Below are 17860 nucleotides of genomic sequence, written 5' to 3' on the forward strand. Positions count from 1 at the left end.
TCGATTTTTCAGGAAAAATCCGCGTGGCTGCGGGCCTCGGCCTTCCGCGGGGCGCGCTCGCGCCGGATCTTTTCGCGGACCACCGTGAACAGACCGGCACCGCCGATGACGGTGATGCCCAGCAGGGCAAGCGCGTCCGGATACTCATTGAAAATCAACACGCCGAACAGCACCGCCCATGCAAGCTGCGAATAGTGCATCGGCGCCATCTGGTTGGCATTTCCATAACGCGCGGCAAGAATGAACGCCCACTGGCCCAGGCCGTAGCTGATACCCGCCAGCCCCAGAAGCGCGAACTCCCGCAGGGTCGGGACACGCATGCCCCAGAATATCATCATGATCGCGTTCAGAACGAGCAGGTAACTGATCAGCATGCCGAGGATGCTGGTCGTTTTTGCCCGCCCGCCCAGCCCGCGCAGGATTATCACCGCGGTGCCGGTGCCCAGTCCGGTCCCGATCGCGGCAAGATGGCCCCATTCGAAGGCCTGATAACCGGGCTTGACGACGAGAAGCACGCCGACGAAACCGACGAGAACCGCCGACCAGCGCCAGGGACCCACGGATTCCTTCAGGATGAGGGCGGACATGATGGTCACGAACAGCGGAGCCAGGAAGATCAGCGCATAGGACTGGGTGAGCGGTATGGTGGTAAAGGCATAGACGCCGCAAAGACTTGCAACCACGCCGCAGACCGCGCGCCCATGCACGGCCCAGGGCCGGTCGATACGCCAGAAATCCCGCCACTGTTCGTTGGGATGGCGCGTGAGAAGCAGGGTCAGGCCCGAAAAGACATTGACCAGGAACGCGATCTCGAAGACGGACAAATGCGTACCCGTTGCCTTGACCGAAGCGTCGGTCACGGAAAAGGCCGCATATGCGATCAGGGCAAGTACATATACATTTCTCACGCGGACGGCTCTTCCCTGCATCTGGCGCTGGCGGCACTTTTGATATATCATATTTCAAAATGCCAAAAGTATATTTTCTCTCGGCCGGGACGGCGCCGACTCGTTCGTCTCCAAGACTTCTACAGGTCAGATCCCGTAACATTCCAGCGGCTTTGCCGCCGATGGTCCGCTTTTCCGCGCGAGATCGCTCGGGATGCTTCACGCGGGCGGGAAATGGCGAGATCCGGACCCGCGCCAGCGTCTGGTGCTCTTCCCCACCGCCTAGGGCGCCGGCCTGCCCCTCGGGATGATCAGCGGCGTCCCGGTGACCGGATCGGGAATGATCATCGATCGGATATCGAAGACGTCTTCCACCAATCGTTCCGTCACTATGGCCGCCGGCCTGCCCTCGGCGACGACCGATCCCGCCTTCATCGCGATCAGGTTCGTCGCGTAGCGGCAGGCCTGATTGAGATCGTGCAGGACTGCGACGATGGCGCGTCCCCGCCGGTTGAGATCGGCCAGAAGATCGAGCAGCTCTATCTGGTGCGCGATGTCCAGGTAGGAGGTCGGTTCGCCGAGCAGCAGGATCGGTGTTTCCTGCGCGAGCGCCATGGCAACCCAGACCCGCTGGCGTTGCCCGCCTGAAAGCTCGTCCAGAAGCCGGCCGGCCAGTTCCGATACGACGGTGGCTTCCATCGCGCGGCTGACCGCGTCCTCATCCGCCCTCGACCATTGCCGTGTGCCTCACAGTCCTCTCGCCTGCTTGCGACGGGCAAGGAGGATCAGCATGGGAGCGCCGATGAAGGCGGTCACGATCCCGCCGAGCACGGCCGAGAGCGCGACGCCCGCCAGCACCAGGCGAACGGGCGATACGGCACCGCAGCCCGTCGCTCCAATCGCATGGGCGACCGTCGCACCGACGAACGCACACCAGACATACCCGCCGATCGAATGGATTCCGAGCAGCCCGAAGAAATCTCCGACGCCCTCCGGTGCGGGGAGAGGCATCTAGGCGAGAGGTTTCTCCCCGGATATCGCAAACCTGTGCTGCAGCGTGGAGATGAGCCCACTGCGGGACATCCGGCCGATGCCCCGGCTTTTCCGGATGTCGCTCAGGCCGGTGTCGACCTTCAGGCCTTCAAACCCCGCCCTCTCGAAAAGCCCCCTGACGTCGCCGGACCGGACGCCCCCGCTGAAATGGACCCTTTCGACAATGCTGTCGTGAGCCCGCCATTGTTCCGGCGTCAGCAGGCTGTGCCCGTCCTGCGGCTTTCCGAAAATGCGGTCGAGCAGGGGAACCAGGCGCTCCAGCCAGCTTTTGCGGACGAAATCGCCGTCGATGATCAGCAAGCGCCCGCCGGGTTTCAGAATACGGAACCACTCCCGGAACGCTTTCCCGGGATCGACCAGGGTCCAGACGAGATGGCGGGCGACGATCACATCGTAGCCGGCATCGGGTTCCATGGTCTCCTCGGCGTCACGCGTCAGAAACCTGACCGGCGCTTCCGCACGCTCCGCCTTGCGGCGGGCCTTGGCCATCATCGCCTCGGTGAAATCGAGGCCCGTGACGTTGAAACCGAGATCGTGCATCAGCATGGTCATGACGCCGGTGCCGCAGGCAAGGTCGAGCGCGTTGCGGCCTCCGGCCTCCCCGAGATGCCCGGTGATCAGCCGTTTCCAGGCATCCATCTCCCCAAGTCTCGCGATCCCGTGGCCGGGGCTCAGATCGTAGGTCTCCGCCCGGATGGTCCAGTATTCGCGAATGTCGTCCTTGACCGACCAGTTCTGCATTTTCAAACCCTGCATCAGGAATTGCCTACATCAGGAATTGTATGTGAAGCCGGCTGTGGTGCTGCGATGTCGAGACATGCGCCCGGACACCGAAGACGGTGGCGATCAGGTCTTCCGTCAGGATCGAGGCCGGCGGTCCGGAGGCAACGAGGCGACCGCCGGACAGGACGGCGACCACATCGCAGAACCGGGCCGCCAGATTGAGATCGTGGATCGCCACGACCGTCGTCAGCGGGAGTTCGGCGACCAGCCGCAGGATGTCGATCTGATGCTGGATGTCGAGGTGGTTGGTCGGCTCGTCGAGGATGAGGAAGGACGGCGACTGGGCAAGCGCCCGCGCCAGTTGGACGCGCTGGCGTTCGCCGCCCGACAGCGTATGCCAGAACTGGTCGCGCCGGTCCTCCAGTCCCACACGGACAAGCGCTTCGGTGACGATCCTGTCGTCCTCGCCGGTCCATGGCGACAGCGCCGAGCGGTGCGGCGTACGTCCAAGGCGGACGACGTCGAGAACCGTGACATTCGCCTCGGTGACGGAGTGCTGCTCGACCACGGCGACGCGGCGGGCAAGTTCGCGACGACCAAATCCCGCCATGGATCGCCCTTCGAGGGCGACCTCGCCGGAGGCCGGCGCCCTGAGCCCGGCGAGCAGCCGGATCAGCGACGACTTGCCGGACCCGTTGGGACCGATCAATCCGAGCGTCTGGCCCGGCTCGACGGAAACCGTCACGCCGTCGACGATCACTCTTCTGCCCGCAAGCCAGCGGACGCAGGAAACTGCAAGCGTCATGCACCCCTCCTTGCCCGATAGAGGATGACGGAAAAGAACGGCACGCCGACAAGCGCGGTCACCACGCCGATCGGCAGAACCTGCGGAGCGATGATGATCCTGGAGACGATATCGGCGACCACCATGAACAACGCCCCGACCAGGGCGCAGGCCGGCAGCAGCCGGATATGGCCGGGACCGACCACGAAACGCGCCGCATGCGGAATGACGAGACCGACGAAGCCGATCGACCCCACCATGCTGACCATGGTGGCGGTCATCAGCGCGGTTGCAAGAAGCAGGACGACACGCACCCGCCGGGCGGCGATCCCGAGCGACCGGGCGGCGTCCTCCCCGAAGGTGAAGGCATCCAGAGCCCGCGCATGCCAGATGCAGACGACGAGGCCGACCGCGACGACGGAGGCCGAAAGTGCGACCTCCGGCCAGCGGACGCCGGCGAAGCTGCCGAGCAGCCAGAACATCACGCTGCGGGCCTGTTCGGCGTTGGCCGAGGTCGAGACGATGTAGGATGTCAACGCGTTGAAGAGCTGGGACGCGGCCACGCCCGCGAGAATCGTGCGGTCCGCCGTCTGGCGGCCGCTGGAAAGCAGCACCACGAAAACGAAGGCCGCCAGCGAACCGGCGAATGCCCCGGCCGACAGCGAGATCGCCCCCGCGCCGAACCCGAGCAGCATGACGCCGACCGCACCCGTCGACGCGCCGGCGGAAATGCCGAGCACATAGGGTTCGGCGAGAGGATTGCGCAGGAGCGACTGGAGGATCGCGCCGGAAAGCGCCAACCCTGCCCCGCAGAAAGCGGCCACCAGGGAGCGCGACAGCCGGTAGTCCCAGATGACCGCTTCCTGGATGCGCGGCAGCGCGATATCCGTCAGGCCGAGGCGGTTGGTCACCGCCCCGATCGTCGTTTCCATCGGAATGGTCATCTCGCCGATCGCCACGCCAGCGGCGATTGCGACGAAGAGGGCGGAGAATACGAGGCAAACGCCCGCGATGCCGGCCGTCCATGCTCCAAAGCGCGATCGTCTCACTTCAGCAATCCGAAGCGCTCAAGGGCGTCCGCGACGATTTCCAGGCCGGTGATCGTCCGGATCGTCGGGTTCATCGCCTGGGCGTCCATCTCGACGATCCGTCCCTTCTCGACGGCGTCCAGCTTGCCGACAACCGGGTCCGTAGCGAGAAACCTCTTCTTCACGGCCGGATCGTCCGCCCCCTGGGTGCGGCGGTCCATGGTGCCGATGACGATGACGGCGGGGTCTCGGGCGGCGATCGTCTCCCAGCCGACCAGCGGCCATTCCTCTTCGGATTCGATGACGTTGCGGGCGCCGAGAACCTTGGTGATGTAACCGGAAGCGCCGTTCTTCCCGGCGACCCAGGCATCGCCCGCGACATCCGCCGACGAGAACCAGTAGACGAGGCCCACATCGTCCGCCCGGTCCGCGACGCGCCTTCTGACGGCCTCTTCACGGGTCTTCAGCTGAGCGATCAGCGCCTCGCCGCGATCCGCGACGTCGAAGATGCGGGAGAGTTCATCGATCTCCTGGTAGAGGAGGTCCATCGTCAGCATCTGCTTGCGGGTGCCGTCCGAGCGCGTGTTATCGGTCACCACGCAGTCGGTCGGGGAGATGTAGCTCGGCACGCCGAGATCGGCGAACTGCCGGCGGGTGCCGACCCGCCCCTGCGGACCGACGGACGTCAGGAATTGCGCGGCGATGAAGTCCGGCTCGCGTGCGACGACCGCTTCGAAATTCGGCGTGTTGTCGGCGATGCGGTGAACCCGGTCGTTTTCCGCCGCAAGCTCGGGCAGGACCGGCGAGACCCAGACGGCGCTGCCGGCCATGCGGTCGGCAAGGCCGAGCATCAGCATGATCTCGGTGCTGTTCTGGCCAAGCCCGACGGCCCGTTGCGGCGCCTTCTCGACGCGGAGTTCGGTGCCGCAGTTTTCAAGCGTCAGCGGATAGCTCGTCGGCGCAGCCAGGGCCGCGAACGGAAGAGTGGCGAAGAGGGCTGCAAGCAAGCCGGGTTTCATGTCCTGTCCTTTCGAAAAATACGGCGATGCCGGGATGAAAGGCAGGACTGTGCAAGGCCGTGCACATGGCTTGCATCAGGATGGCGAGCGACAAGATCGCTGACGTCACAATAGTCTCCCTGCCGGAACACCTCGTCCGGTAATCACTGGTCTCGCCACGGCAGGTCTCCTGACTTGCGGCTCCGGCGCCTTTCATCCCCTTCCCGATCCCGTCGAGATCAGTGGCCTTGATGAAAGGCTCGCCGCTTACAGTTGCGAGGGCAGTCGCGGAATCGGCCCGAAGACCTCACCGCGTTCCCTTTTCATCTGCGAATGCAGAACCGTAGCGCGTCGTTGATACGGAACCTGCGGGAACTTGTCCAGCCGCCGCAGGCATTGCGACCGCACAAATCCCAACCTTGTTCCCGGTCGCGACGGCTCATCGATGAAAGGACGAAACGGGAATGCAGACAGCGGCATCCGCGAACCCGGACGCCTCATTCTCCACAGCTTCGAATGTCGCGTCAGCCCAGCCTGATCCCGTGCCTGGCCAGCATCGCCGGAATGCTGACGACGCCGCGGGTGGCGATCGCCTCGTTCGCGGCTATCCCGGTCAGGATCGACCAGCCGCCGGCGACGTGATCGGAGGCACGCCCGCGCGTTTCCCCGGGCATGCTGTCCGGCGCAAGGATGTAGCCGAGCATGACCGGGTCCGCACCGCCGTGGGCGCCCTTGCCCGTGGCAACGTCGATCTCGCGCGGCTCCTCGCCGGCAAGATGCAGGGTGGTCGACATGCACTCGACGTCCGCCAGCGATCCCTTGCCGCCGAGGATGCCGTGCTTCTCGACATGCCTGTGGCGGAGCGTCCCCCGGGTGCCGTGGAACTCCACCTCCAGCCCCTCCCAGGGAGCATAGGCGGTGAGGGTGTAATTGGCGCTGACGCCGCTGGCGTAGCGGATGTGGACCTGCATCGTATCCTCGATGCCGATCGACGGATCGAAGACGCACCGGTCGCGGAAATAGCCGTCCTCGTCCTCCGCCTCGCGATAGAGACGGCGAATGTTGTCGTCGCTTTCCAGATCCAGCCGATAGTCGCATTTTTCGGCATCCGCGCAGGTCGCGCAGCGCGGGCCGTAATCCGTCAGCCCCATGCCGGCCGCCGTCTCCGGCCGGTAGACGGCCCGCCGTCCCGACGCGAAAACCTCCTCGGGCCGCGTGCCCAGCCACCAGTTCAGCAGATCGAAATGATGGGTCGACTTGTGGACGAGCAGGCCGCCGGAATTGTCCTTCTGCCGGTGCCAGCGGCGGAAATAGTCGGCGCCGTGCACCCGATCGAGATACCAGCGGAAATCGACCGCCACCACGTCCCCGATCATGCCGGAGGCCAGCAGGTCGTAGACCTGCGTGCGGGCCGGAGAATAACGGTAGTTGAAGGTCACCGTGACCCTGCGGCCCGTCCGCGCCTGCGCGTCGGTGATGCGCTTGAGCGTCTCAAGGTCGATGGTCAGCGGCTTTTCGCAGATCACGTCGCTGCCCGCCTCCAGCGCCCGCACGATATAATCGCCATGCAGATGGTCCGGCGTCGAAACGATGACGGCGTCGGGCGCCTGCTCGGCCAGCAGACGGTCGAAGTCCCCGGCGAGATAGGTCGCCACCCCGTTGCCATTGCGCCGCGGCACGGCCTCCGCCGACAAGGCAAGCCGTTTGGGATTGCTGTCGCAGAGCGCCACGAGTTCGTGCCGGTCGGAAAACGGGCCGGTGATCGCATCGCGGAACATCTGGTGCCGGGAGCCGCAGCCCACGATGGCGACTTTCATCTCAGGCGGTCTCCCTCAAGACGACAGGCTCCACCCGCTCGCCGTTTGCATCGAAGAAATGCATGTCGGCAAGATCGATCCCGACCGTAATCCTCTGGCCCTGCCGGGGCCGGTCCATGACGGGGCCGTGCAGGAGCAGCGTCTGGCCCGATGGCAGGCCGATATAGACCAGCGTTTCGCTTCCGAGATATTCGACCAGTTTCACGGTGCCCTCGGCGGTGATGTCGCCCGCCCCCACCTTGACCGCTTCGGGCCGGACACAGATCGTCATGCCGGCATCCACACGCTCCAGCGGCGGCGGGCTGAAGGGTGCGAAATCCGCGATCCGGACCGACGGGCCACCGCCGCCCCGGCTCACCGTGGCGGCGAGACTGTTGATCTTCGGCGAACCGATGAAGCCCGCGACGAACAGATTGGCCGGGCGCGTATAAAGCTCCTCGGGCGTACCGACCTGTTCGATCCGGCCGGAGCGCATCACGACGATGCGGCTTGCGAGCGTCATGGCCTCGACCTGATCGTGGGTGACGTAGATCATCGTCGTCCTGAGCCGCTGGTAAAGCGCCGCCAGTTCCACGCGCATCTGCACGCGCAATTCGGCATCGAGGTTCGACAGTGGCTCGTCGAACAGGAAGAGCTTCGGCTCCCGCACGATGGAACGGCCGATCGCCACGCGCTGTTTCTGTCCCCCCGAAAGCTGGCGCGGCTTGCGGTCGAGCAAGGGCTCGATCTGCAGGATACGCGCCGCCTCGGAAACGCGCCGGTCGATCTCGCCCCTGTCCATCCTGAGGTTCTGCAGGCCGAAGGCGAGGTTCTTGCGCACGGACATGTGCGGATAGAGCGCATAGGACTGGAACACCATCGACAGATGCCGTTTCGAAGCGGGCAGGTCGTTGACGATCTGCCCGTCGATCGACAGCGTCCCGTCGGTGATTTCCTCGATTCCGGCGATCATCCGCAGAAGCGTGGATTTTCCGCAGCCCGACGGGCCGACCAGCACCAGGAACTCACCGTCCCTGATCTCCAGATTCAGCCCCTTGATGATGGAAACGGCGCCGTAGGACTTGCCGAGATTGCGCAGTGTCAGGCCAGCCATCGATCTCTCCCTTATTTCATGCCCGAGGTCGCGATGCCCCGGATGATCAGTTTCTGGAACGCGACGAAGAAGATCACCACCGGAACCAGCGACAGGACGGACATCGCGAACATCTGCCCGAAGCTCGACTGGCCTTCCTGGTCGATGAACAGGCGCAGGCCGAGCGGCACGGTGTAGCTCTCGATGTCGTTGAGGTAGATGAGCGGGGCGAGGAAATCCTCCCACACCCAGATGAATGAAAAGATCGCGGCCGTGGCCATCGCCGGAAGCGAAAGCGGCAGGATGACGGCCCAGAAGATCTTGAACGTAGAGCAGCCGTCGATCATCGCCGCCTCGTCGAGCTCGCGGGGGATCTGGTGGAAGAACTGCACCATGAGGAAAATGAAGAAACCGTCCGCGGCAAGGAACTTCGGCACGATCAGGGGTAGGTAGGTATCCACCCAGCCGAGGTTCAGGAACAGCACGTATTGCGGGATGATCACGACATGATACGGGATCATCATGGTCATCATCATGAGCGCGAAGAAGAAGCTGCGTCCCGTGAACTGCAGCCGCGCGAAGGCATAGGCGGCGAACGAACAGGACAGCAGGTTTCCAATCACCGACAGGGTCGTGACGATGATGGAATTCCTGTAGAAGACGGTGAAGGACACCGGCAGCGCATGCCAGCCGTCGACATAATTCGACCACAGGAAGCGGCTCGGCCAGAGCGACAGGCTGCCGAAGATCTCGTTGTCGGGTTTGAAGGAAGATGCCGTCAGCCACAGCAGCGGATAGAGCATGACCAGGGAAAAGGCGATCAGGAAGGCGTGCTTCAGCAGCCGTGCCTGACGCCCGCGTTTTCTCTGGCGCTCCCTGAATGCGCGTGCGATACGGGCGTCCTCGTCCTGTCCCGCCGTCGCGCCCGGTTCAATCACGTTCGTTTTCATAGTGAACCCAATATCTCGAAGTCGCGAAGGCGAGCGCGGTGAAGGCCGCGATGATGATCAGCAGCACCCAGGCAAGCGCCGAGGCATAGCCCATGCGGAAGAACTTGAAGGCCTCGTTGAACAGATAGACCGTGTAGAAGAGCAGGCTGTCGGCGGGCGATCCGGTGCCGTTCGAGATGATGAAGGCCGAGGTGAAGGTCTTGAAAGCCTCGATGGTCTGCAGCACGAGATTGAAGAACACCACGGGCGCCAGCATGGGCAGGGTGATGCGCCAGAACTGCCGGGATTTCGACGTGCCGTCGATCTCCGCCGCCTCGTAGAGATCGCGCGGAATCCCCCTCAGGCCGGCAAGGAAGATCAGCATGGGCGAGCCGAACTGCCACATGGCGAGCACGACCATCGTGTAGATCGAGGTGGACGGCGTGGTGATCCAGCCGATCCCCTGGATGCCGAAGACGGCGAGCACCTGGTTGACCACGCCGTCGACACCGAACATCTGGCGCCACAGGATAGCAATCGCGATCGAAGCCCCCAGAAGCGACGGCAGATAGAAGATCGCCCGGTAGAGCCCGATGCTGCGCAGACCCTTGTCGAGCAGCATGGCCACGCCCAGGGCCACCGCCAGGCGCAGCGGCACGGCAAGCATCACATACTGGAACGTCACCGACAGCGCCTTCCAGAAGCGCCGGTCGCGCGCGAACATGTACTGGTAGTTGTCGAACCCCACCCATCTAGGCGCCGACACCATGTCGTAGCGGGTAAAGCTCAGGTAGAGGGAGGCCAGGATCGGCCCCAGGGCCAACAGGAGAAACCCGAGCAGCCACGGCGAAAGAAAGATGTATCCGGCGGCGTTGCGCCTCAGGAAGCGTTTCATAAGCGTTCCGGCCTTTCGAATGATGTGCCCCACCACCCCGGGGAGGGTGGCGGGAGACGGGAGCGACCGATTGCCGGGTCAGCGGCGGGCGCGTTCGAGAATGTCGGCGGCATCCTGGATGAACTGGCCGGCGGCATCGGCGGCCGGGACATTGCCCAGCACCACCTCGGTGCCGGCCCGCATGAAGGCGTCGCGAACCTCGCCTGCCCCCTTCGGCTTCGGATTCGGCGTCGGGCCGATCTTGCCCTGGATACCGCCGAAGAAGGACACGACGTTCTTCTCGACCGCCGTCAACGTCGGCTCCAGCGCGTCGCGGCCGGCCTTGCTCGGCGGAATGCCGCGATCGATGCCGAGGACGCGGATCGTATCGGGATCGGTGATCCAGTTGTTGATGTAGGTGAGCGAGGAGTCGATATCGCGCGCGTCGCGGGTCAGCGACAGGAACATCGACGGCATCACGAAATGCCCCCACGACATGCCCTTCCGCTGCGGGACCATGGCCGCGCCGACCGGGTCCTTGACGAGCGCCTGCACCGCGCCCACCTGGTTCGCATAACGGAAGGTCATCGCGGTCGTGCCCTTGACGATGCCGAGATCGCTCATCGCCTTGTCGAGCAGGACGGTGGCGTCCTTGCCCTCGACGACGCCCTTCCCGCGCAGGCCGGCCCAGAATTCCCAATAGGTCCGCACATCCTCCTCGGTCATGCCGAGCGTGCCGTCGGCATTGTAGAGATCGTGGCCCGCCTGGCGCACCCAGACCTCGAAATTCTCGATGTAGAGCGACAAGTCTTCCGAACCGGTCATCTTGCCGCCGGAGGCTTCCGTGATCCTGGCGCAGATGGCCGCGAAATCGTCCGTCGTCCAGGCAAGCGGATCGAACCTGACGCCCGCCTCCTCGAAGGCGCGGATGTTATAGGGAATGGCCTGGCTGGTGGAGCCGATGCTGATGCCATAGAGCTTGCCGTCGATCGTGCCGACCGCGTTGGCGCCGGCGTCGTAGTGATCGAGCTTGACGGCCTTGCCGACATATCCGTCGAGCGGTTTCAGGGCGCCGCGGCTGACATATTCGTGGATGAACGAATGATCCATCTGGATCACGTCCGCCATGTTGCCGCCGGCGGTCTGGGTCGCCATCTTGGTCCAGTAGTCGCCCCACCCGATGGTCTCGCCGCTGACCTTGATATCGGGATGCGTCTTCTGGAAGCGATCGATCACTTCGAAGGTCCGCTTGTCGCGCGTCGGATTGCCCCACCAGAAGTGCCGAATGCTCTTGCTCTGGGCAAAGGCGGGTTTTGCGGACATCAGCGCAAGGCCTGCGCCGCCCGCCATGCCGCCGAGAAGGTGTCTGCGTGTAAGTTTCATGGTCTCCTCCTTGTCTTGTAGTGGGTCAATCCTGTCTGACCGGCCCTCCCCCGGAGCCGGTTCACCCTGGAACTAGAGATAATCCCGCAGGAATTCGCTGAGGCACAGCATCGCCATCGCCTGCCCGTAGGGCATGGAGGTCAGCGGGATCTTCCGGTAGAAATCCAGATCCGGCCCCATGGCGGTGCCGAACGACACCTGCATGAGCTCGCCTTCGGGACTGATGTTGCCGATGACGCCCCGGACCGCACGCTCGGCGCATGCGCGATAGTCCTCGTCGAGATACCGAAGCCGCACGCCCTTCATCAAACCATAGGCGAAACCGGCGGTGGCGGAGGCCTCAAGATAGCTCGCCGGATCGTCGAGCAGCGTATGCCAGAGCCCGCTTTCATCCTGGTGGCGCTTCAGCGCCTCCGCCTGGCGCGAAAGAACCGACAGCAGGTGCCGGCGGATCGGATCGCCCGGCGGCAGATCCAGGAGCTCCACGAATTCGGGAATGGCGATCGTGATCCAGCTGTTGCCGCGCGCCCAAAGCGCGCGTGCGAAATTGTGGTCGCCGTCGAAGCTCCAGCCATGGAACCACAGCCCGCTCGGCGCATCCGCGAGATAATGGACATGCATCAGGAACTGGTACTTGGCTTCCTCGACATAATCCGGCCGCCCGAGCACGAGGCCGATCTTGGCAAGCGGCATGACGCTCATCATGAGCGTGTCGTCCCACATCTGCTGGTCGTTGTAGCTGTTGTAGACGATGTGCTGGATGCCGCCTTCCCGGGTCCGCGGCATGCGGTGCATCACCCAGTCTCCCCATGTCTCCAGGTAGGACCGCCAGACCGGGTTCGGCCGCGCCTCGTAGAGGTGGGCGAGCGTCAGGAACGGAGCGACCGTATTCACGTTCTTGGTCGGCGCGCCTTCGGCAAGGCGGTCCGCGAACCAGTCCTCGATGATCTTCATCGCCCGGTCGGAACCGGTGGTCTCCCAATATTTGTAGAGCCCGTACAAGCCGATGCCGTGCGTCCATTCCCAGCCGGCCCAGCCCTTGGTGTCGATCACGCGGCCGTCTTCCAGGCGCAGCAGAAATTCGCCGGTCTCGTCCCTGATGTTGATCAGGTTCTCGCTGAGCCTGTCGATCAACTCGCACACGCCCTGGCGTGAGATGAAGCGCGGCGTCTGCGCCAGTGCGGGATGCATTGTCGTCCGTCCTCCCATTGCACGTTCCAAAAGCACATGTTTTCGGTACCACATGTTGACATTTTCGGAACGCTCTTTCATTTTTTATGAAACCACACTCCATTCCGAAATTCAACTACCCAGACCGCAACTGATGAAACCGGCCTTCACCGCTCAAAATCAAAGCGTTAAATCGGAAGCGGCAAATTCCGTGCTCAACGGTGCGAAAAAATCGGGACGACGTTCCGAAGATGGGAGGATACCAGGATGAACGAATCGCGCCCAAAGGCGGACAACGCCGCGGCGGTTCTGAAAGTCTTCGCCGTGCTCGAGACGCTGGTCGAGGACAGGACCGCGAGCCTTGCCGACATCGCTCAACGCGCCATGACCTCGAAAACCACGGCGCACCGGCTGATGCAGACCATGATCGATCTCGGCTACGTCGAGCAGAACCCGGAAACGGAGCGCTACGGGCTGACGCTGAAGCTCTTCAGCCTCGGCGTGCGCGCGCTGAACGACCGCGCCGATCTTCTGAGGGTCGCAGACACCGTCATGGGGCGGCTATCGCGCAAGACGGGGGAATCGATCAATCTCGGCGTGCTCGACGCGCGGGAGCACAAGGTCACCTACATCCACAAATACGACAGCGCCTATTCCCTTTCCATGCGCTCGACGCTCGGCCTGCGGAACCCGCTCCATTCGACATCGCTCGGCAAGGCGCTGATGGCCTGGCGCGACCCCACCGAGGTGCGCGACCACCTGGAAGCCATGGAGATGCAGAAGCTCGCGCCGAACACGATCACCGACCCCAAGGCCTATCTCGAACAGCTGGAGATAACCCGCGCACGCGGTTATGCCGAAGAGGTCGAGGAATCCGAGGCCGGCGTGCGCTGCCTGGCCACTCCCATCCTCAACCATCTCGGCCAGTCGGTCGCCGCCATCAGCGTCGCCTTCCCTCTTTTCCGTTTCGAGGAAAGCCGGCGCCCGGAATATATCGGCCTTCTCATGGCAGCCGGGCAGGAAGCCTCCGAAGCCTTCGGATATTCCGGGAACATCGCCGGCGCCGAAGCGGCGAAAACCTGAAGGCGGACCTGCGATGCGAACCCTGCTGGTCTACGGCGATTCCAACACCTATGGGGCATCCCCGATCCAGGCGGACGGCACGAGCTTCCGCTACGGCCCGGAGATCCGCTGGCCGATGCGGCTTGCCAGGGCGCTCCATCCGGATTGGCGGGTGATCGACGAGGGCCTTCCCGGCCGGACCACCGTCCACGACAATCCCTTCACGGGCGCCCACAAGAACGGTCTCTCGGTGCTTCCGGCGATCCTCGAAAGCCATGCGCCCATGGATGCGGTCGCGGTCATGCTCGGGACGAACGACCTCAAGGCGAGGCTGAACCTTCCGGCGAACGAGATCGCCGAGGGCCTGAAGCGGATACTGCTGCGCATCCGCGCCGGCGCCTGCGGGCCGGACGGCACGCAGCCCAAGCTGCTGATCATCGCTCCAGCTCCGATCAGCGAGGTACCGCCCCACGACGAAATCCTCGCGGGCGGAGCGGAAAAGTCGCGCCGCCTGGCGCCACTTTTCGAAAGCCTCGCCGGGGAAATGGGCGCGGCCTTCTTCGATGCCGGCAGCGTCGCCGCCGCCTCCGGTGTCGACGGCGTGCATCTGAGCGAGGAAGCCCACATCGCACTCGCCGACGCGCTGCTTCCCGTCATCCGGGCGCTCGCGGATTGAGTTGTCCCGGGATCGGACACGCCTACGTCCCTACCCTGAGCCGGAGGCTTCCGGTCATAGAATGGATGCCGGCTATCCGGCCCCACGACCCGCGGTTCTTCAACCACTCGGCGGCAGCTTGACGGGAAGCGTGGCGATACACGCTCCCCTCGCAGAACCGGCATCAAACTCTTTCGGTCTCAGGACCTTTCTGCGACCGGCCTTGTCTGGTCGATCAGGAACGGTCGCGTTTCCTCCAGGACGAGCGGCATGAGCACCTCCCTCACCCGCTGGTGATAGGTATCGAGGAAGGCGATTTCCGACCGGCTGATCTCCGAAATATCCACCGCCGAGAGATCGATGGGCGCGAATGTCAGCGAGGCGAAACGGCAGAAGCCCGGAGCGGACGCGACCACCTCGACCTGGTTCTCGACGCGCAGGCCGTACTCACCGGCCTCGTAATAGCCGGGCTCGATGGTCATGATATTGCCGGGCTCCAGCCCGTAGGGATTGGCCACCTTGGCGAAGCGGTGCGGGTGCTCATGCACCAGCATGTTGTGGCCGACGCCGTGGCCGGTGCCGTGATCGTAGTCGAGCCCGAGATCCCAGAGCGGCCGGCGCGCGAAGGCGTCGAGCTGATGGCCCTGGGTGCCGACCGGCATCTGCGCCATGATCAGCGACAGGAACCCCTTGAGCACCGCCGTGTAGGTGCGGCGGATTTCCGGCGTGGCGGGGCCGAGGAACAGGGTGCGGGTGACGTCCGTCGTGCCGTCGACATATTGCCCCCCGGAATCGATGAGATACGGCAGGCGGCTGTCGATCACGGCGTTCGTCGCCTCGGCGGCGTTGTAATGGCAGAGCGCCGCATTCACGCCGGACGCCGAAATCGAGCGGAAGCCCTCCTCCAGAAAACCCTTGCGGCGGCCGCGGAATTCGAGAAGCCGCGCTTCCGCCTCCACCTCGGTCAGGGGCGTCGCGGTTCCTTCGCGCCGCCTGCCTTCCCGGAGCACCCAGGCCAGAAAATCGGTCAGCGCGGCACCATCCTCGATATGGCTGCGCCGGTAGCCTTCCAGCTCCGCGGCATTCTTCTTCGCCTTCAGCAGGGTCAGAGGACTTGCCTTCGACACCAGACGGCCCCGGCCGGCGTCCACCGCAAGCCGGACGGAGACCGGCGCGAATTGCGGGTCGGCCATGACCGGCCCCTTGCCGGCAATCTCCGTCACGCGGGCGAGGAAGGACGAGGGCGGAGAAATCCGCACGTCGCTCAGTTCGAAATCCGCAAGGTCGTTGCCAAGCTTGCGCCGGTCGACGAACCACTCGGCACCGCCATCCGCCTCCAGCAGCAGGAAGGAATGTGGCACCGGGTTCATCGGAACGTCGGAACCGCGCACGTTGAGCAGCCATGCGATATTGTCCGGAAGATTTTCCGCCAGCGCCACGGCGCCGGCCTGCCGCACGGCTTCGCCGGACCGTTTTCTCTTGTCGGCCGAGCTTTCGCCGGCAATGGAAACCGGCATGGCACGCACCGGCCCGAGCGGGGCTTCCGGCCGGTCCTTCCAGACGCGGTCGAAGAGATCGCCGTCACACGGCACGAGGCTGCCGCCGGCCGAAGCCATCGCCTGGGCCATGCGATCGTAAAGCTCCCCGTTGACCAGCATGGGATCGAAGGCGACGCGCATGCCGGCAACGCCATTCTCCCGCATCCAGCGATCGATCGGCGCATTGTGCAGGTGCCGTATCTCGAAAAGCGCCTCATCGACCTCCCGCCGCACCTGAATTTCATAACGGCCGTCCACGAAGATCAGCGCCTTGTCGGCAAGGACGAGCGCCAGGCCGGCCGATCCCGTGAAGCCGGTGATGAAGGCAAGGCAGTTGTCGCGCGGAGCGGCGACTTCGCTCTGATGGGCGTCGGCGCGCGGCACGACGAAGCCGTCATAACCGCGGCTTGCAAGCTCTTCGCGAAGCACGGCAAGGCGCTCCCGGATGGACAGGGAACTGCTCATGAGAACCTCCGTTCGCGCATAATCCGACCGGAGTGAAACGAGGATCGACAGGATTATGCTTTAAAAAATAAATGGTTGGAACGCCGGACCGATCCAGTCGGATCGGCGTTCCGATATATCAGGAGCGCGGGCCGCCCCGCTCCTTCACCATGTCCACCAACCGGCGGAACACGCGTGGCGACTGGCGCACGCCGTCATGCTCGAACTCGTTGGTGACCCAGCTTTCGAGCTTACCCACCCGCGAAGCGGTATCGAGCGAAAGCCCCGCATCCACATACATGTCGTCGAAATAGACGGCGGCGGCCACGGGCACCTCGTTCGAAGCGAGGCGCGCCGGATCGTAGAGGGTGCCGTATTCCTCGCGTGCGGCAAGCGCCAGGGCGCCCGCGCGGAAGGGACGCAGCGACCGGATTTCGTCGAACATCCAGGAAAACATCATCTCGCCGGTGAAGGTCAGAGGCCGGTGCGTCTCGGCAAATTGCGGGAATTCCGCACGCACGCGCTCCGCCGCCCAGTCGGTCGCGCTGCGTCCCTGCCCGTAAATGCTCTCCTGCAGCACCGCGAAAAGCGGATTGCCGTCATAGGACGTGGCGTTCATCACCGAGGCGAGGAAGCCATCGGAAAGCCGGTGCTCGCCGGCGGACGAGAAGGCCTCGTCGATCATCCAGTGGATGTTCTCGAAACCCGGCGCCATGCCGAAATCGATGCCGATCGTCTGGAAGCGGCGAACCGACAGGCGGTCGCCATCCGGCAGGCGGACGTCGTTGGCGGCAAGGAAATCCGCGATGCGGCCAATGCGCTCGCGGTCTTCCGGATAACGTTCGTAATAGCGCTTCGTCTTGGCCGCCACGCGCGGATAGGTGCGGCGGTAGATGTCCTCCGCGGTGGCGTCGAGGCCGGCAAGGCCGCCGGTGACATAGCAGGCGGACAAGCCTTCCGGCGCCCTGGAAAGGTAGGTGAGCGTCAGGAAGCCGCCATAGCTCTGGCCGAGCGTTTCCCAGCGCTGGCCGCCGAACACCGTCTTCCGGACATGCTCGAAATCCGCCACGATGCTGTCGGCGCGGAAACAGGCGAGATAATCGGCCGCCGCCTGCCCGTCGCTGCCGAAGCGTTCCATGGTCGCGCTTTCGATCCGCGAGCTGCGGCCCGTGCCGCGCTGGTCGAGCAGCACGACGCGATGGGTCTTGATCGCTTCCGCCAGCCAGGACGGCCCGCCATTGGCCGGACGCGGCGACTTGCCGCCCGGCCCACCCTGCAGGAAGGCGAGCAGCGGCAGTTTCTCGTCCTTGCGGACCGGATCGCAGACCTCGCGCGCGAAAACCTCGATCGTCCCGCCATCCGGCTTTGTCCAGTCCAGCGGAACCGGCGCCAGATGATCGCGGATGAACATGCCGGGAATGGTGTATTCGCAAACCGCCACGA

The 17860-nt window shown here is 64.3% G+C and carries 16 protein-coding genes, 1 pseudogene and 1 riboswitch; of the genes and pseudogenes, 2 read left to right on the plus strand and 15 right to left on the minus strand.

Annotated elements, in window-relative coordinates; genetic code table 11:
• Window positions 1-8: 8 nt before the first annotated feature.
• From ACFFP0_RS07015 to bglB, 13 genes and pseudogenes are all read right to left on the minus strand, one after another.
• Window positions 9-908 carry a DMT family transporter gene (locus tag ACFFP0_RS07015; RefSeq protein ID WP_377258084.1) on the minus strand — a complete coding sequence of 300 codons (900 nt, stop codon included), beginning with the start codon at window positions 906-908 and terminating at the stop codon, window positions 9-11.
• 261 nt (window positions 909-1169) lie between these two features.
• Window positions 1170-1628 (minus strand): annotated as a pseudogene (locus ACFFP0_RS07020) (ABC transporter ATP-binding protein); the annotation flags it as partial.
• 6 nt (window positions 1629-1634) lie between these two features.
• Window positions 1635-1898, minus strand: a complete 264-nt coding sequence (locus ACFFP0_RS07025) for a hypothetical protein (protein WP_377258087.1) — start codon at window positions 1896-1898, stop codon at window positions 1635-1637.
• The gene (locus ACFFP0_RS07030) at window positions 1899-2696 is read right to left on the minus strand and encodes a class I SAM-dependent methyltransferase (RefSeq protein WP_377258090.1); all 798 of its coding nucleotides are present in this window, start codon (window positions 2694-2696) and stop codon (window positions 1899-1901) included.
• A gap of 10 nt (window positions 2697-2706) precedes the next feature.
• Entirely contained in the window at window positions 2707-3468 is a 762-nt protein-coding gene (locus ACFFP0_RS07035) for an ABC transporter ATP-binding protein (RefSeq protein ID WP_377258093.1), read from the minus strand.
• On the minus strand, window positions 3465-4460 hold the full coding sequence (locus tag ACFFP0_RS07040) for a FecCD family ABC transporter permease (RefSeq protein ID WP_377258754.1): 996 nt from the start codon (window positions 4458-4460) through the stop codon (window positions 3465-3467). The genes ACFFP0_RS07035 and ACFFP0_RS07040 overlap by 4 nt, the downstream gene beginning before the upstream one ends.
• Window positions 4461-4492: 32 nt before the next feature.
• Window positions 4493-5494, minus strand: coding sequence for an ABC transporter substrate-binding protein (locus tag ACFFP0_RS07045; RefSeq protein ID WP_377258096.1), 1002 nt, complete (start codon window positions 5492-5494; stop codon window positions 4493-4495).
• Window positions 5495-5636: 142 nt separating this feature from the next.
• A riboswitch (cobalamin riboswitch) is annotated at window positions 5637-5834 on the minus strand.
• A 163-nt stretch (window positions 5835-5997) separates the two neighbouring features.
• Window positions 5998-7290 carry a Gfo/Idh/MocA family protein gene (locus tag ACFFP0_RS07050; protein ID WP_377258099.1) on the minus strand — a complete coding sequence of 431 codons (1293 nt, stop codon included), beginning with the start codon at window positions 7288-7290 and terminating at the stop codon, window positions 5998-6000.
• Between the two features lies 1 nt (window position 7291).
• Window positions 7292-8383 carry an ABC transporter ATP-binding protein gene (locus tag ACFFP0_RS07055; protein WP_377258102.1) on the minus strand — a complete coding sequence of 364 codons (1092 nt, stop codon included), beginning with the start codon at window positions 8381-8383 and terminating at the stop codon, window positions 7292-7294.
• Window positions 8384-8394: 11 nt separating this feature from the next.
• A complete protein-coding gene (locus ACFFP0_RS07060) occupies window positions 8395-9165 on the minus strand; it encodes a carbohydrate ABC transporter permease (protein WP_377258757.1) in 771 nt (256 codons plus the stop codon).
• Between the two features lie 127 nt (window positions 9166-9292).
• The gene (locus ACFFP0_RS07065; protein ID WP_377258105.1) at window positions 9293-10186 is read right to left on the minus strand and encodes a carbohydrate ABC transporter permease; all 894 of its coding nucleotides are present in this window, start codon (window positions 10184-10186) and stop codon (window positions 9293-9295) included.
• 78 nt (window positions 10187-10264) lie between these two features.
• A complete protein-coding gene (locus ACFFP0_RS07070) occupies window positions 10265-11548 on the minus strand; it encodes an ABC transporter substrate-binding protein (protein ID WP_377258108.1) in 1284 nt (427 codons plus the stop codon).
• Between the two features lie 72 nt (window positions 11549-11620).
• On the minus strand, window positions 11621-12739 hold the full coding sequence (gene bglB / locus ACFFP0_RS07075) for a beta-galactosidase BglB (RefSeq protein WP_377258111.1): 1119 nt from the start codon (window positions 12737-12739) through the stop codon (window positions 11621-11623).
• 246 nt (window positions 12740-12985) lie between these two features.
• Here bglB and ACFFP0_RS07080 point away from each other — a divergent pair, with 246 nt between their 5' ends.
• Together ACFFP0_RS07080 and ACFFP0_RS07085 are read left to right on the plus strand one after the other, a co-directional pair.
• A complete protein-coding gene (locus ACFFP0_RS07080; protein WP_377258114.1) occupies window positions 12986-13801 on the plus strand; it encodes an IclR family transcriptional regulator domain-containing protein in 816 nt (271 codons plus the stop codon).
• Between the two features lie 13 nt (window positions 13802-13814).
• Entirely contained in the window at window positions 13815-14456 is a 642-nt protein-coding gene (locus ACFFP0_RS07085; RefSeq protein WP_377258117.1) for an SGNH/GDSL hydrolase family protein, read from the plus strand.
• 179 nt (window positions 14457-14635) lie between these two features.
• On the opposite strand, the gene ACFFP0_RS07090 is transcribed toward ACFFP0_RS07085, so the two are convergent.
• Together ACFFP0_RS07090 and ACFFP0_RS07095 are read right to left on the minus strand one after the other, a co-directional pair.
• A complete protein-coding gene (locus ACFFP0_RS07090) occupies window positions 14636-16438 on the minus strand; it encodes an aminopeptidase P family protein (RefSeq protein ID WP_377258120.1) in 1803 nt (600 codons plus the stop codon).
• A gap of 118 nt (window positions 16439-16556) precedes the next feature.
• Window positions 16557-17828 carry an alpha/beta fold hydrolase gene (locus ACFFP0_RS07095; RefSeq protein WP_377258760.1) on the minus strand — a complete coding sequence of 424 codons (1272 nt, stop codon included), beginning with the start codon at window positions 17826-17828 and terminating at the stop codon, window positions 16557-16559.
• Between the last annotated feature and the right edge of the window lie 32 nt (window positions 17829-17860).

It is taken from the genome of Neorhizobium puerariae, from assembly GCF_042429745.1.
Lineage (GTDB): Bacteria > Pseudomonadota > Alphaproteobacteria > Rhizobiales > Rhizobiaceae > Neorhizobium > Neorhizobium puerariae.

Excerpts from the sequence above, each read along its gene's own strand:
- ACFFP0_RS07025 (WP_377258087.1), bottom strand. The coding sequence starts at position 1,898 with ATGCCTCTCCCCGCACCGGAGGGCGTCGGAGATTTCTTCGGGCTGCTC.
- ACFFP0_RS07030 (WP_377258090.1), bottom strand. The coding sequence starts at position 2,696 with ATGCAGGGTTTGAAAATGCAGAACTGGTCGGTCAAGGACGACATTCGC.
- ACFFP0_RS07035 (WP_377258093.1), bottom strand. The coding sequence starts at position 3,468 with ATGACGCTTGCAGTTTCCTGCGTCCGCTGGCTTGCGGGCAGAAGAGTG.
- ACFFP0_RS07045 (WP_377258096.1), bottom strand. The coding sequence starts at position 5,494 with ATGAAACCCGGCTTGCTTGCAGCCCTCTTCGCCACTCTTCCGTTCGCG.
- ACFFP0_RS07050 (WP_377258099.1), bottom strand. The coding sequence starts at position 7,290 with ATGAAAGTCGCCATCGTGGGCTGCGGCTCCCGGCACCAGATGTTCCGC.
- ACFFP0_RS07055 (WP_377258102.1), bottom strand. The coding sequence starts at position 8,383 with ATGGCTGGCCTGACACTGCGCAATCTCGGCAAGTCCTACGGCGCCGTT.
- ACFFP0_RS07060 (WP_377258757.1), bottom strand. The coding sequence starts at position 9,165 with ATGCTCTATCCGCTGCTGTGGCTGACGGCATCTTCCTTCAAACCCGAC.
- ACFFP0_RS07065 (WP_377258105.1), bottom strand. The coding sequence starts at position 10,186 with ATGAAACGCTTCCTGAGGCGCAACGCCGCCGGATACATCTTTCTTTCG.
- ACFFP0_RS07070 (WP_377258108.1), bottom strand. The coding sequence starts at position 11,548 with ATGAAACTTACACGCAGACACCTTCTCGGCGGCATGGCGGGCGGCGCA.
- bglB (WP_377258111.1), bottom strand. The coding sequence starts at position 12,739 with ATGCATCCCGCACTGGCGCAGACGCCGCGCTTCATCTCACGCCAGGGC.
- ACFFP0_RS07080 (WP_377258114.1), top strand. The coding sequence starts at position 12,986 with ATGAACGAATCGCGCCCAAAGGCGGACAACGCCGCGGCGGTTCTGAAA.
- ACFFP0_RS07085 (WP_377258117.1), top strand. The coding sequence starts at position 13,815 with ATGCGAACCCTGCTGGTCTACGGCGATTCCAACACCTATGGGGCATCC.
- ACFFP0_RS07090 (WP_377258120.1), bottom strand. The coding sequence starts at position 16,438 with ATGAGCAGTTCCCTGTCCATCCGGGAGCGCCTTGCCGTGCTTCGCGAA.
- ACFFP0_RS07095 (WP_377258760.1), bottom strand. The coding sequence starts at position 17,828 with ATGTTCATCCGCGATCATCTGGCGCCGGTTCCGCTGGACTGGACAAAG.